The sequence below is a fragment of the Rhodococcus sp. NPDC076796 genome, from assembly GCF_040702765.1.
Classification (GTDB): domain Bacteria; phylum Actinomycetota; class Actinomycetes; order Mycobacteriales; family Mycobacteriaceae; genus Rhodococcoides.
Genome location: NZ_JBFBMS010000003.1, coordinates 425,164 through 439,565 on the forward strand (window position 1 = coordinate 425,164; position 14,402 = coordinate 439,565).

At 66.3% G+C, this 14,402-nt stretch carries 12 protein-coding genes and 1 riboswitch; of the genes, 2 read left to right on the top strand and 10 right to left on the bottom strand.

The features are described 5' to 3' along the window. The first annotated feature begins 52 nt into the window (after positions 1–52). A complete protein-coding gene (gene yaaA, locus AB0366_RS12215; protein ID WP_366244156.1) occupies positions 53–796 on the top strand; it encodes a peroxide stress protein YaaA in 744 nt (247 codons plus the stop codon). Then, positions 793–2,001 (top strand): DUF2786 domain-containing protein, encoded by a 1,209-nt coding sequence (locus AB0366_RS12220; RefSeq protein WP_121870117.1) that lies wholly within the window; start codon positions 793–795, stop codon positions 1,999–2,001. Before yaaA ends, AB0366_RS12220 begins: the two co-directional genes overlap by 4 nt. A 67-nt stretch (positions 2,002–2,068) precedes the next feature. On the opposite strand, the gene AB0366_RS12225 is transcribed toward AB0366_RS12220, so the two are convergent. The 10 genes from AB0366_RS12225 to AB0366_RS12270 all read right to left on the bottom strand — a co-directional run bounded on the left by AB0366_RS12225 (position 2,069) and on the right by AB0366_RS12270 (position 14,401). Next, complete coding sequence (locus AB0366_RS12225) at positions 2,069–2,749, bottom strand: hypothetical protein (protein WP_259467943.1); 681 nt, start codon at positions 2,747–2,749, stop codon at positions 2,069–2,071. 343 nt (positions 2,750–3,092) lie between these two features. Then, on the bottom strand, positions 3,093–4,580 hold the full coding sequence (locus AB0366_RS12230) for an MFS transporter (protein ID WP_366244424.1): 1,488 nt from the start codon (positions 4,578–4,580) through the stop codon (positions 3,093–3,095). A gap of 7 nt (positions 4,581–4,587) precedes the next feature. Beyond that, positions 4,588–5,868 (bottom strand): uroporphyrinogen-III C-methyltransferase, encoded by a 1,281-nt coding sequence (gene cobA / locus AB0366_RS12235; RefSeq protein ID WP_366244157.1) that lies wholly within the window; start codon positions 5,866–5,868, stop codon positions 4,588–4,590. Continuing rightward, a complete protein-coding gene (locus AB0366_RS12240; protein ID WP_366244158.1) occupies positions 5,835–7,517 on the bottom strand; it encodes an ATP-binding cassette domain-containing protein in 1,683 nt (560 codons plus the stop codon). Before AB0366_RS12240 ends, cobA begins: the two co-directional genes overlap by 34 nt. A 73-nt stretch (positions 7,518–7,590) precedes the next feature. Then, entirely contained in the window at positions 7,591–9,258 is a 1,668-nt protein-coding gene (locus AB0366_RS12245) for an alkaline phosphatase D family protein (protein WP_366244159.1), read from the bottom strand. 37 nt (positions 9,259–9,295) lie between these two features. After that, the gene (locus AB0366_RS12250) at positions 9,296–9,673 is read right to left on the bottom strand and encodes a cobalamin biosynthesis protein (protein ID WP_366244160.1); all 378 of its coding nucleotides are present in this window, start codon (positions 9,671–9,673) and stop codon (positions 9,296–9,298) included. 13 nt (positions 9,674–9,686) lie between these two features. After that, positions 9,687–11,117, bottom strand: a complete 1,431-nt coding sequence (locus AB0366_RS12255; protein WP_366244161.1) for a cobyrinate a,c-diamide synthase — start codon at positions 11,115–11,117, stop codon at positions 9,687–9,689. Continuing rightward, the gene (gene cobO, locus AB0366_RS12260) at positions 11,111–11,731 is read right to left on the bottom strand and encodes a cob(I)yrinic acid a,c-diamide adenosyltransferase (protein WP_366244162.1); all 621 of its coding nucleotides are present in this window, start codon (positions 11,729–11,731) and stop codon (positions 11,111–11,113) included. The genes AB0366_RS12255 and cobO overlap by 7 nt, the downstream gene beginning before the upstream one ends. Positions 11,732–11,741: 10 nt before the next feature. Further along, entirely contained in the window at positions 11,742–13,682 is a 1,941-nt protein-coding gene (locus AB0366_RS12265) for a magnesium chelatase subunit D family protein (protein ID WP_366244163.1), read from the bottom strand. A gap of 40 nt (positions 13,683–13,722) precedes the next feature. Continuing rightward, positions 13,723–13,873, bottom strand: a riboswitch (cobalamin riboswitch). Positions 13,874–13,924: 51 nt separating this feature from the next. After that, positions 13,925–14,401 carry a GNAT family N-acetyltransferase gene (locus AB0366_RS12270; RefSeq protein WP_027496727.1) on the bottom strand — a complete coding sequence of 159 codons (477 nt, stop codon included), beginning with the start codon at positions 14,399–14,401 and terminating at the stop codon, positions 13,925–13,927. Position 14,402 lies beyond the last annotated feature (1 nt).

Sequence of the window (14,402 nt, forward strand, 5' to 3'; positions counted from 1 at the left end):
GCTCACACAGTGCCTGTGAGCAGGCGGCCGTACAGTGAGTAGCCTCGAGCCCGTGCTGATTCTGCTGCCTCCCTCCGAGACGAAGTCCGACGGCGGTTCCGGAGCACCTCTCGATCTGGACCGACTGTCGCTGCCCACGCTGACCCCGCTTCGCCGAAAGCTCGCCGATGCGCTGGTGGAACTGTCCGCCGACGTCGACGCGTCGATCGCGGCGCTCGGCCTGGCCCCAACCCAGGTGGACGAGATCGAACGCAACGCCCGGTTGTGGACCTCACCCACCACACCAGCACTGCAGCGGTACACCGGCGTGCTCTACGACGCCCTCGACGCGGCGTCGTTCACCCGGGCCGGTCGCGCCCGGGCGGACGCGCGGCTGTGGATCGGTTCGGCCCTGTTCGGGGCCGTCCGTGCCTCCGATCCGATTCCGTCCTACCGACTCTCCGGTGGATCGACCGTGCCGAATTTCGGGACGCTGCGATCACACTGGAAGCCCGAACTCACCGACGCCATCGAAGCCGAGGACGAGGGGATCGTCGTCGACCTCCGATCGGGCACCTATCAACAGCTCGGTCCTGTTCCGGGCGCGATCACCGCGACGGTGCTCACCGAGAAGCCCGATGGCAGCCGATCGGTGGTCAGCCATTTCAACAAGCATCACAAGGGACTGCTGGCACGCGCATTGACGCTGACCACCGCCGAGCCGAAGGACGTGAAAGCCGTTGCCCGCGTGGCATCCAAGGCCGGCCTGCAAGTCGAAGTGGCGTCGAGCACCGAATTGATCGTGCTCACCGAATGAGCGAGATTCCGGAACTGCTCCGCCGCGGCGCCGACGCCTCGGTCGGCAAGACCATGAGCCAACGCGTCGCCGACGACGTCGCAGATCGACTGGTGTCGATGGACGCGACCGAACTCGGGTCCCGGGCGCTGACGAACATGATCGAGACGATGTACGAAAACGGCTGGCAGCCCATGGATCTGGTGCACGTCGTGCGGCGTCAGCACACGGTGGCCGTGGCCAATCTCGCTGCCGCGGTGCTGCTGCATCAGGCCGATCTCACCGACGCCGACGCCCGGGCCCCGCAGGACTGGGTGGATCAGATGTCCACGATCTGCGAGCAGTTCCCCAAGGTTGCGGCCCGGGTCGAGGCCACACCCGATTTCCTGACCGCTTACCTGACCTCGTCCGGTAAGTCGGATTACATCGCTGCCAGTGATCAGTGGCTCGACGTACTCACGCTGCTCGGTCAATGGCAGACACTCCCCCGGTGGCCTCAGCTCGGCCCCAAGCCGTCCCAGTGGCCGCGCACTCGTCCCACGGTGACGGGTGTCGCCGGCTCCGACTCACCGAACACCAAGATGCTGAGCAAGATTCGCGGTCTGCTGGCCAAGGCCGACGCCACGGATTTCGAGGAGGAGGCCGAGACGCTGACTGCCAAGGCGCAGGAGTTGATGACGCGCTACTCCATCGACACCATGCTGCTCACGCAGGGCCACATCGATATTCACGGCCGACGCGTTCACGTCGACGGCCCGCATGCCCCGGCCAAGGCGCAGCTGCTGCACGTGGTCGGAACCGCCAACCGCGTCAAAGCGATCTGGGATCCGGAGTTCGCCGTCGCAACCCTGGTCGGAGCTCCGGTGGACGTGGAACAGACCGAATTGTTGTTCACCTCTCTGCTGGTTCAGGCAACGCGCGCCCTCGGACATTCACCGCAGGCCAAGAAGCGCAAGAAGGCCGGATCGGCGGCGTTCGGCAAGGCGTTCCTCTACGCCTATGCCGTCCGCATCGGAGACCGCCTCACCGACGCCGATGCACACGCTTTGGAGGAGGTCGCGGTCGAATCGGCCGATCTGCTCCCTGTTCTGGCTGCCCAGACCGTCGCCGTCGAGGCCGAGTTCGATCGACTGTTCCCGACGGCGAAGCCGATGCGCGGTCCACGCCTGGACGCCGAAGGATGGGATTCGGGCCAGGCCGCGGCCGACGACGCCCACATCGGGTGACGTTTGCCCACAGAATATTCGGTTGCCTACCTGTACAGGTGCGCAGCTGAACATTCTGTGGGCATACTCAGCGTCGACGTTCGGCCCTGGCACACGCACGATCGAATCGCTCGCGCATCATGCCGAACTGCCACAGGTCCTTCCAAGTCCACCGGAACACCTCCATTCCCCGGTCCCGGAGCTCGTCCTCGCGAACCTTCCCCTGCGCCAACGTCTTTCCGGTCGCGTACTTGTCCATGCCGTCGAATTCGCCGATCACACGCCAGCCTTTCCAGTAGAAGTCGACTCGGGCAAGGAACTGGGATCCCACTCGCAGTACCTGTTGCAGAACTGGGTTCGGGAAGCCGTACTCCTTCATCCGCAGTCTGCTGAGGGATTCTCCGGGGCTTTCGCTCAGACCGTTCATTGCGGCGACCGCCCGCCGAGCCGCGCCGATACCGTTCGTGCGCGCCGAGACCTCCAACGCTGCCCGCAACCGATCCATCGACACCTTCTTCGATCGCAGAGCCGAGTCTCCGATCACGACGGCATGATCGAGATCGAGCAACCGCGCGCAATCGACCACGGTGCGCTCCGGCGAGGTCACCGGTATTCCCATCTCCGTCGTCACGAATTCCGCCGGAAGCGGCGTCGAGTGCACGTGCAATCGCGAAGTCGTGCGCCCTTTTCCGTCGGGGATCGTCAGGTGCACTCGGTCCAAATCGGTGTTCCACAGATCGAACCCGCGGACGAACAGCAGCCGAGACATGGCTGGCAACTGCAGCGTCGGCATTGGTGGCCAGAGAGGCGACGGTCGTCAACCGGTGCATTCCGCGTGGATCGAGCGTCGAACACAACTGCCGCTGTGCATACATTCCGGGAACGATCCGAACCAGTTCGCCTCGGACGCACAGCCTTTGCAGATCTGTGTTCGTGTAGCCGGCACTCAACGCTGTGGCGCGGGAAATGAGACCGTTGGCGTCAGGATGCATACAGCGATAGTGCGCCGAAATCGAGTCCGAGAACCGAGCCGAGCGCCGATTGTGGACAACTCGACCCCTGTGGATCAATAGTGGTGCGCCGGTACCAGAAACGGGTTTGTCAGAGAGGACTCAGCCCTTCTGAGCATCCTCCTGCGCAGCCTGGGCCTGAGCGACCTGCTGCGGGGTGAAGCGGATGAACACCGCAGCGATTCCCGCGACCACGGCGCAGACGGCGCAGCAGAACAACGCGAACATGTAGCCCGAGCTCAATGCATCGAGCTGGTTGCCGTTCATCAGCGTCGCCGGTCCCGAGATGCCGCCCAGCGACAGTGTTCGTGAGGTCACCAGCGCACCGATCACGGCCAGGGCAAGCGGCCCACCGAGGGTCTGGGCAACCAGGGCAATAGCGGTCAACGGGCCGATCTCGGTGGGGCTCACTCCGGCGATGGCGCACAGCGGGAGCGGCACGACCGTGAGGCCGACGCCGAATCCGATCCCGATGACGGGGAAGAACAGGCCGGGGAAGTACGACGAGTCCGCGTTCATCGTCGCGACAGACACCATCAGCCAGCCGACCATGATGACGGCACCGCTGAGGATCAGCCAACGAGGAGCGATGCGCGTCACCAGCTGCGAGGCCAGGAATGCGGCGGCACCGAGCCCGAAGGCGAACGGCACGAACGCCAGGCCCGCGTGCAGCGGACTGTATCCCAGGATGTCCTGGACGAACAGTGCCACGTAGGCAGCGAGGCAGAACATCACGCCACCGGCGAAGAAGATGGCCACGAACGTCGCCACTCGGTCTCGGCTGCCGAACAGCGAGAACGGGAGCAGTGGATTGTCTGCGCGACGCTCGACCAGCAGGAACAGCCCGAGGAAGAGCAGTCCGGCGAGCAGGGAGACGATGACGATCGGATTGGTCCAGCCCAGTTCGGTGCCCTCGCTCAGAGCCAGCACCACTCCGGTGCAGCCGAGCGTCGCCAAAATCGCTCCCGGTACGTCGAGCGGCAACTTCGCCCCCACCGTCTCCTGCAGCGAGACGACCGCGAGCACCACGATGACGACACCGATAGGCACGTTGATCAGGAAGATCCACCGCCACGACACCTCGGTCAACGCACCGCCGATGATCAGCCCAGCGATGGAGCCGACACCCGTCATGGCCGCGTAGATCGCGATGGCCTGATTCCGAACCGGCCCCGGCGCGAACGTGGTCGCCACCAACGCGAACGCCGTGGGCGACGCCACCGCGGCTCCCACGCCCTGCAGCGCGCGGGCCGCTACCAGCGTTGCCTCGTTGACCGCGAGCCCGCACAGCAGGGATGCGATGGTGAACAACACGACGCCGGCCAGGAACATCTTCTTGCGACCGAAGGCGTCACCGAGTCTGCCGCCGAGGAGCATCAGCCCGCCGAAGGCGAGGGCATACGACGTGAGCACCCAGTTGCGTCCGGCATCGGACAGACCCAGATCGGCCTGCAACGGTGCCAGAGCGAGGTTGGCGACCGTGCCGTCGAGCACCACCATCAACTGCAGGCCGCTCAGGACGATGATCGCCAACCCGAACGCTCGGGTCGTCACCGGGTACTTGATCTCGGTGCTGGAGGTCTCGGACATCGATGATTCAGGCACGGGCGTTCACGTTACCGGCGTGTACAGAGAAACCGGCAACGGTTCCGATGACCACGATGGCCGGAGGCCTTATCTCCGCATCGCGAACCGCATCGGCGACGGTGCTCAGAGTCGCGCGCACTTCACGCTGGGTGCGCATGGTGCCCTCCTGAACGACGATCACCGGGGTGTCGGCCGGCCGGCCACCGGCGACGAGAACGTCGGCGAACAGACCGATGCGTTCGACGGCCATCAGCAACACGATGGTGCCCTTGAGCTTGGCCAGCGCGTCCCAGTCGACGAGCGAATCGGGGTGGTCGGGTGCCACGTGGCCGCTGACCACGACGAACTCGTGGGTGACGGCGCGGTGCGTCACCGGGATCCCGGCGGACGAGGGCACCGAGATGGCGCTGGTGATACCGGGCACCACGGTGACCGGAATTCCCTCGGCGGCGAGCGCTTCGAGCTCCTCGTATCCCCTACCGAACACGTACGGATCGCCGCCCTTGAGCCGGACGACGAACTTGCCCGCCTTCGCGCCGTCGATCAACGCCTGGTTGATCGCCTCCTGCGCCATCGCGCGGCCGTACGGAATCTTCGAGGCGTCGATGACCTCCACGTGCGGCCCCAGTTCGGCCAACAACTCGGGCGGTGCGAGCCGATCGGCCACCACGACGTCGGCATAGGCGAGCAGCCTGCGCCCGCGGACGGTGATGAGGTCCGGATCGCCGGGTCCCCCGCCGACCAGCGCGACGCCCGTCAACGGCGCATGTGCCGAATCGGCGACCACACCGGACTGCAGAGCTTCGATCACGGCATTGCGGACCGCGGCCGATCGACGGTGCTCGCCGCCGGCGAGGACGCCGAGGGTCAGCCCGTCCCACTCGGCCGACGCCGGGGTGACCGCGGTGCCGTCCTTGGCGATGTCGGCTCGGACGCAGAAGATCCTGGACGCAGTAGCTTCGGCAACGATGGCGATGTTGGTCTCGGCCTCGTCGGTGCACGCGACGGCGTACCAGGCGTCGGCGAGGTCGCCCTCCCGATAATCACGCAACTCCATCGTCACCTGTCCGAAGGTCGCCATCGCCTCCACAGCGGGCGTGGCCTCCCGAGTGATGACGTGTACCACGGCACCACAGGAGATCAACAGCGGCAATCGGCGCTGTGCGACGGTGCCGCCACCGACCACGACGACGCGTCGACCTTCCAGATTGAGGCCGACCAGATAGGGAGAGTCAGTCGCGTTCACGAGAGGAAACGCTACCGCGCGCGCTGCACCCGCTTTTCGTCCCATATGGGCTCATCGGATTCGTAGGCCTGACCGGTGCTGCCGAACACGAGGAATCGGTCGAAGCTGCGGGCGAACCAGCGGTCGTGGGTCACGGCGATGACGGTGCCGTCGAACGCTGCGATCGCGTCTTCGAGTGCGTCGGCGGACATGAGGTCGAGGTTGTCGGTCGGCTCGTCCAGCAGCAGCAGGGTGGCACCGGAGAGTTCGAGGAGCAGAATCTGCACGCGCGCCTGCTGGCCGCCGGAAAGGTTGTCGTACGACTGTTCGGCGGCTCGGGCCAGACCGTATCGGTCCAGTGCCCTACCGGCGGCCTCCCGGCCCATGCCGTCGCGGTGTTCGTTGCCCATGTGCAATATGTCGAGGAGCGTGTTGCCCGCGAGATCCGGCCGAGTGTGGGTCTGGGCGAACAGGCCGGGCCGGACGCGAGCGCCGAGCACCGCGGTGCCGGTGTGCGGTACCGGATCGAGCGCCAGTTCCTGAACCGGCTCGTGCTCCTTCTCGGGATCGGTGCCACCGTTGGCGAGCAATCGAAGGAAGTGCGATTTGCCGGAACCGTTGGAGCCCAGCACCGCGACGCGGTCGCCGTACCAGATCTCGGTGTCGAAGGGCTTCATCAGTCCGGTCAGTTCCAGACCCGTACAGACCAACGCGCGCTTGGCTGTTCGGCCACCACGCAGACGCACGGTGACGTGCTGCTTCAGCGGCACCGCCTCGGGCGGTCCGGCCTCCTCGAACTTGGCCAACCGAGTCTGGGACGCGTGGTATCGCGCGGCGACCCCGTCGTTGAATTTGGCCTTCTCTCGCAGGCGCAGCACCAGCGCCCGAAGTTTGACCAGTTCCTCGTCCCACCGCCGTCGCAGTTCGTCGAGCCGAGCATTCCGGTCCTCGCGCGCGGCGTGATACGTCGCGAACCCGCCGCCGTGCACCCAGGAGGTGGCACCGCTGACGCCCGGTTCCAACGTCACGATCCGGTTCGCGGCGTTGGCGATGAGCTCCCGGTCGTGGCTGATGAACAGAACGGACTTGTCGGAATCCCGAATGGTCGCTTCGAGCCAGCGCTTGCCGGGCACATCGAGATAGTTGTCCGGCTCGTCGAGAAGCAACAGATTGTCCGAGCCGGCGAACAACGCTTCGAGTACGAGGCGCTTCTGCTCACCGCCGCTGAGGGTCGACGCAGCGCGCCACTTCGCGCGGTCGAACGGCATTCCGAGTGCTGCTGTGGTGACCTTGTCCCAGAACGGCTCGAGGTCGTAGCCGCCGACATCGCCCCAATCCGACAGGGCCTGCGCGTATTTCATCTGGGTCTTCTCGTCGTCGACCTCGATCATCGTGTTCTCGGCGGCGTCGAGGGCAGCAGCGGCCGTCTGCACGGCCGGGGAGGCAACCGACAGCAGCAGATCACGCACGGTCGAGTCGTCTCGCAGCTGGCCGACGAACTGCCGCATCACCCCGAGCGAGCCAGAGCTCGACACCGACCCCTCGTCGGGGGTCTCGTCGCCTGCGATGATGCGCGTCAGTGTCGTCTTGCCGGTTCCGTTGGGGCCGATCAGGGCGGTCTTGGCACCGTCGCCGACGCGAAACCCGACACCGTTGAGGAGCTGCCGTCCGTCGGGCAGAAAGTAGACGATGTCGTTGAGTTCGAGGTGGGCCACAACGAACCAGCCAACCTCATCGGCCCGGCGATGGCCAATCGTTTACTCGTCCGCTAGGCGAGGGCCAGTGTCTCTAGGCGAGAGCCAGGGCCGACGTCTCGGTGAGAACCTGCTTACCGGCGTCGTCGACGTGGGCGTGGTGCACCCGCAACCGAGCGGAGTCGCCGTGCAGGGTCAGCAGCATGACGCCGTTGTCGAACCAGGGTCCTGCCTCGGCCTCCCACTCGACACCGGACGGGCCCACGTGTGCCGCGCGCGCCAGTTTCGACAGAATGCGGGCGGCGGGACGCTTGATGGCCAGCTTGTTGACCGCGCGAATCGGCAGATCGAGCGGGTTCCGGAACGGCGACATGGTCAGCTGATACGTGGCCGGTACCTCGCGCCCGCCGACCCCGAAGTCCGCGTTCGCCACGTACGAGCAGTGCACGTCGCCCGAGAGCCACATGATCGAGGCGGGTTTGTTCTCGCCGCGCGAGAGCTCACGCGTCAACGCCGCCATGTCGTTGAACGAGTTGGTGAAGGCCGCCCAGTGTTCGAGATCGAGGCCGATCCGCATCTTCTCGGCCACCTTGGCCGGCATGGACCCCCAACTCCCCTGCGCCACAGCCTCGTTCCATTGTTCGAGGTAGTGCAGGGCAGGCAGCATGAGATAGGGCAACGAAGAACCGAACAGCAGGTGCCGCGGGGTCACTTCGAGTGCGCGCTCGCGTACCCACGCCCATTCCTTCTCGTCCACCATCTCTCGGTTGTCCGGATCCAGATTCCGCGAGCATCGCGAATCGATCATGATCAGCCGGGTATCACCGAAATCGCGATAGAAGCTCCAGCGGCCGGTCTCGGGCTTGCGGTCCACGCGTAACGCGAAGTCGGCCAACAGCTTTTCACGATCGGCGTCGGTATCGGCCGACCGAACTGCGGCGTACATCTCGTCCTGCGCCAGTTCCTTGGGCGAGAGGTTGCCCAGGTGCTGGTACACCCAGTAGGACGAGTACGCGCCGATGACTCGATCGTTCCACCACGGCCGAGTCACGATGTCCCGCCGCCAGGACGCGGACGAGTTCCAGTCGTCGCGCAGATCGTGGTCGTCGAGAATCATGCACGACGGGATGCTCGCCATCAGAGTTCGCACCGGCTCGAGTCCCCACGATTCCCGGTACAGCCAGGAGTACTCCTCGAAATCGCAGATCTCGTTCTCCGCGTCGGTACCGATGGCGCTCTGCGGTCCCTCGCCCGAGCTTCGGCGCGCCTGAAGTCGTTCGACGATCTCCGGCGACGGGTCGTCGGCGTAGACCTGATCACCGAGGAGCAGCAGCGCCTGCGGCCATCGACTCGGATCCTCCTCGATCAGCGTGTTCCCCAGCCCGGCCAAGGCGTCTGCCCCGATCTGCTTCAAGGACTCGTCGCTGTAGTTGTCGCCCCGTCGACACGATCCGAAGGCCAACGTGACGGGTCCATCGGCATCGACGGTGTGGATGGCGGCCGTCCGACCCTCCGGGGGCCACACGCGACGCTCGTCGACGAACACCTCGTAGTGCACCGTCGCGTTGGCCGGTAGTCCCTCGAGCGGCACCAGAGCGTAGTGGTGGCCGTGCACTCCCCACGTTCGTTCGGAACCCCGGACGTCGGCGTCGGTGACGACCGTAATGTTCGCCGATTCGGCCATCTCGAACCACAGGGTCGCCGTCTCGGTGCCGACGTACCGCACGATCGGGCCGAGTAGGACGATGCTGTCGGAAGTCATTCGATCCACAGTGCCCTCGTCGGCCGGCTTTCGCCAGTCAGTCGGGCGAATTCGCCGCGACCTCGCTCACCGCGGCGACCGCCACGGTGACCTTTCCGCCGACAGTTCGCGGGATCAGCAACTGCTGCGCCGAGCCTGCGAGCAGCGTCGCGGCTTCGGCCACGCTCGTACTTCCCACGGCGTCGTACACCCGCCGAGATGTGTGGGGAGTCGACACCGACGAGAGTTCCTCGGCCGAGTAGGTGACTCCCCGAACCCCCATGCTCGACGCCACCGCCGCCACCAGTTCTGCTTTTCGGTCGATCGAGGCGATGGCCTCGACACGCCAGTTCGGTTGCAGCACCGTCGAGATCGCGGCCACGACGGCGGCAGCGTCGACACCGGCACGGGCACCGATTCCGACGACCACCCGCATTCTCGCGACCGCTCTACACTCGCGCGTAATCGACGGCAGCGGAGACGAATCGGGTGATCGACTCGGGATTGCCTGCGGCGTGGGTGTGCAGGTATGACGCGTGGACGCCGCCCTGCACGAAGCCCTCGCGCGCCGCAGTTCTGCCGTCGGCGGTCTGCTTGTGCCAGCCCCAGGCCGCCGACGCCGCCTCGCGCACGTCCCCGAATCGGGTCGTTCCTGCAGGCTCCACTCCCACGACGAGCTTCGTGCGGTGGAACTCGTGGCCGGTGACGCGGGTGCCTGCGTCGAACAGAGTGGACGATTCGAGGGCAACCGCATCGCGATATCCCAGAGTGAGGGTGTTCCCGAATTCCGCGTCCACGTCGACGACCCCCGCCATGGCATGACCGTCCAATCGCCTTGCCAGATACAGCAATCCGGCGCACTCGGCATGGATCGGCAAGCCCTGGGCTGCCGCTGCTCGAATGTCGGCGAGCAGTAGTTCGTTCGCCGACAGTGCGGCCGCATGTTCCTCCGGGAATCCGCCGGGGAGAACGACTCCTGCTGTGCCGGGCGGCAATCCGTCACGCAGCGGGTCGAACACGGCGACGTCGGCCCCGGCTGCACGGAGCAGTTCGACGTGTTCGGTGTAGCCGAAGGTGAATGCGGGGCCACCGGCCACCGCGATCACAGGCGATCCCTCGGAAGTACGTACCTCGTTCTCCGGGGACCACTGCGGCGCTGTCACCGACGATCGAGCCAGCGCGCTCACTGCCTCGATGTCGACGAACCGGGAGACGAGAGCGCTCATCGCCTCCACGGCATCGGTTGCGGCACCACCGTGTTCGACTGCGGTGATCAACCCCAGATGCCGTGACGGGACCACCAGTTCGCTCATGCGCGGCAACGCGCCGAGTACCGGAACACCCACCCGTTCGCAGGCTTGACGCAGCACGTCCTCGTGCCGCTGACTGCCGACGCGATTGAGAATCACACCGCCGATGCGGACGCTGGCGTCGAACGTCGAGAACCCGTGCAGCACAGCGGCAAGCGACTGACTGTGGCCGCGGGCGTCGACCACCAGGATCACCGGGGCACCGAGCATGGCGGCCACCCGCGCGGTCGATCCCTCGGCGGAGGCCTCCCCAGGGCCGGTCATGTCGATCTTGCCGTCGAACAGTCCCATGACGCCCTCGACGACCGCGATGTCGCAGCCCCGACTGCCGTGTCGGAACAAGGGCCCGATGCGGTCGGCACCGACCATCACCGCGTCGAGGTTGCGGCCGGGGAGCCCGGCCGCGAGCGAGTGATATCCGGGGTCGATGTAGTCCGGACCCACCTTGAACGATGCGACGGTGCGGCCGGCGCTGCGCAGCGCGCCCATCAGCCCGGTCGCCACCGTCGTCTTTCCACTACCCGACGCGGGGGCCGCGATCACCACTGCGGGACACGACGCGCTCACCATTCGATGCCTCGCTGACCCTTGCGTCCCGCGTCCATCGGATGCTTTACCTTGGCCATCTCGGTGACCAGATCTGCAGCCTCGATCAGTTCACGGGGTGCGTCGCGTCCGGTGATGACGACGTGCTGGCTTCCCGGTCGGTGGGTCAGGACGTCGACCACCTCGGCGACGTCGACCCACCCCCACTTGAGTGGGTAGGTGAACTCGTCCAGCACATAGAAACGGTGCGACTGCTGCTCGATTCGCCGGGCGATCTCCTGCCAGCCCTGCGCCGCGGCCTCGGCGTGGTCGACGTCGCTGCCCTTCTTGCGAGTCCACGACCACCCCTCGCCCATCTTGTGCCATTCGACGGCTCCGCCGACCCCGGTGCTCTCGTGCAGTTCGCCGAGTGTGCGAAACGCCGCTTCCTCGCCGACCTTCCACTTGGCACTCTTGACGAACTGGAACACGCCGACGTCGAAACCCTGATTCCAGGCCCGCAACGCCATTCCGAATGCGGCCGTCGATTTCCCCTTGCCCGGTCCGGTGTGCACGGCGAGCACGGGCAGGTTGCGGCGCTGACGCGTCGTGAGGCCGTCCTGCGGAACGGTTCCGGGAGCCGGTACACCCTGAGGCATCGCGTACCCCCTACGCCGCTGCGCGAACGACGGCGGCGACCTGTTCGGCCGACAGATCCGCGAGCGCCACGTAACCGCCGCCGAGGCACGCCGCGAAATCGGCCGCGAGTCCGAGGCGGACCATTCCCGATTCGCAGTCGACGACGACGGAGGCGATCTTGTCCGACGCGATGCGCCGGGCGGCGATGCGCGCTCGGCCGACGGGATCGGTACCGCCGGTGGCCCGTCCGTCGGTCAGCGCAACCACCAACGCGCGGCGCAACGGATCTCGAACACGCTCTCGCAGAACGAGTTCACGTGCCTGCAGAAAGCCCTGCGCCAGTGGAGATCTGCCGCCCGTCTTCATCTTCCGCAGCCGCGTCACGGCCACATCCACCGACGACGTCGGCGGCAACACCGTCTCGGCTTCCGTGCCGCGCACAGTGATGACGGCGACCTTGTCGCGGCGCTGATACGCATCGCGCAGCAGCGACAGCACCGCACCGGTCACCGCGGACAATCGATCTCGCGCAGCCATCGAACCCGAGGCGTCGACGACGAAGACGATCAGGTTGCCCTCGCGCCCCTCCTTGATCGCGCCCCGCAGATCCGCAGGCGCGAGCTTCAACCGGCCGGACGTGCGGCCGCGGACGACCTGCTGCTCGGCCGCGGCGAACAGGGTGCCCACCAGGTGCAGACCCTTGCCTGCCTCGACGGTGGGCCGTACCGACCGTCCGTGCGAGGACCGTGACCGTGATCGTCGGCCGGGCGCGCCCTCGCCCACTCCGGGAACCTCGAGCAACCGCGCTCTGAACTGTGCACCCGGAGTGCCTGCCTGCTTCTCGCTGCCGGTACCCGAGGACGGCGGTGGTTGCTTCGACTCGTCGCGCGAATCGGAGGACGGTGAATCGGAGGGCGGGGACTGGGAGTCATCGTCGGGGGCCTCGGGCTCGGGCGCTCCCCCGCCGCCGTCGGGGTCGGGCTCCGGATCGGGTTGTTGCTCGGCCTGTTCGGCGGCGTCCCGCATGGCCTCGTCCAACTGCTTGTCGTCGATGCCCGGCTCGTCGAAGGGATCGCGCCGACGCCGGTGCGGCAGAGCCAGTTCGGCGGCAATCCGCACGTCCTCCTCGGCCACCTCGCTCGCGCCTCGCCAGGCGGCGTGGGCGGACGCGGTACGAGCCAGCACCAGATCGGCGCGCATACCGTCGACGTCGAAGGACGCACACAGCGCGGCGATACGCCGAAGTTCCTTGTCGCTCAACACCACATCGTCGAGAATCTTCCGGGCGGCCAGAATCTGCTCGGCCACGGCGATGTCGTCGTTGCGGAATTCGGCGGCGAACGCGTGCGGATCACGCTCGTAGTTCATCCGGCGGCGGACGACGTTCATTCGGACGTCCACGTCCCGCGAAGCCGTCACCTCCACAGCCAGACCGAACCGGTCGAGCAGCTGCGGGCGAAGCTCACCCTCCTCGGGATTCATCGTGCCGACGAGCACGAATTGCGCAGGGTGAGAATGAGATACACCGTCACGCTCGACGTGCACCCGGCCCATTGCGGCCGCGTCGAGCAGCACGTCGACCAGATGATCGTGCAGCAGGTTCACTTCGTCGACGTAGAGAACACCACGGTGCGCGGCCGCGAGGAGACCGGGTTGAAACGCACGTTCGCCGTCGCGCAGAACCTTCTCGAGGTCGATGGATCCCACCACTCGGTCCTCGGTTGCCCCCACCGGGAGTTCGACGAGCTTCGCCGGGCGCGAGCCGTCCTCGTCCTCCACGGCGGGCAGCAGGGTCGCGAGTGCGCGCACCACCGTCGATTTCGCGGTGCCCTTCTCTCCTCGCACCAGTACACCGCCGATACCGGGGTGCACAGCGCACAGAATCAACGACAACCTCAGTTGATCCTGACCGACGATCGCACTGAACGGATATCCCGGTTCGGGAACACTCCCACTTCGCTGCACAGCCAATTCCCTTCGTGCCCGGAGTTCCGCGCCGGACGTTCGGTCGAGATACGCGAAGCCGGGCGGCGATCTGGCTGACAGGGAAATCTCCTGATCGAAGATTCTCCTGAACACAGTGGCGGGACCGCGCCTGATTGACACAGGACTTCTCCGCGACCGACTTCGAACGGAACACTACCGCCGAACGAACGAATGCCACACACGGTGTGGACCGGGTGTGGCATTCGTTCGTCCAGTACTACGAAAGGTCAGGCCTCGCTCCAGGCGGTGCCGCCGCCCCGCCGCATCGGGGTGTGCGGAATACCGTCCTCGAGAACTTCCTCGCCGTCGGGCAGGAACCCGTGCTTGGCGTACATGTCGACGAGGTAGCTCTGAGCGTTGATCCGGCACGGGGCAGAGCCGACCTCGGCAAGCGCGGCCCGCAGAATTCGCGTGGTGTGGCCCTGTCCCCTGGCCGAACGCTGCGTGCAGAGCCGGCCGATACGGAACGCCTTCTCGCCGTCGTCGTGCTCCTCGAGCAAGCGGAGTGTGCACACTACTTCGCCGTCCCGTTCGAGCCAGAAGTGCCGTGTCTCGGTCAGCAGGTCACGCCCGTCCAACTCCGGGTACGCACACGCCTGCTCGACCACGAACACCTCGACACGCAGCTTCAACAGGTCGTACAACGTGCTGTTGGACAGGTCTAGTGCCCATGATCGTTTGAGAGCTGCTGCTTGCGTATTCATA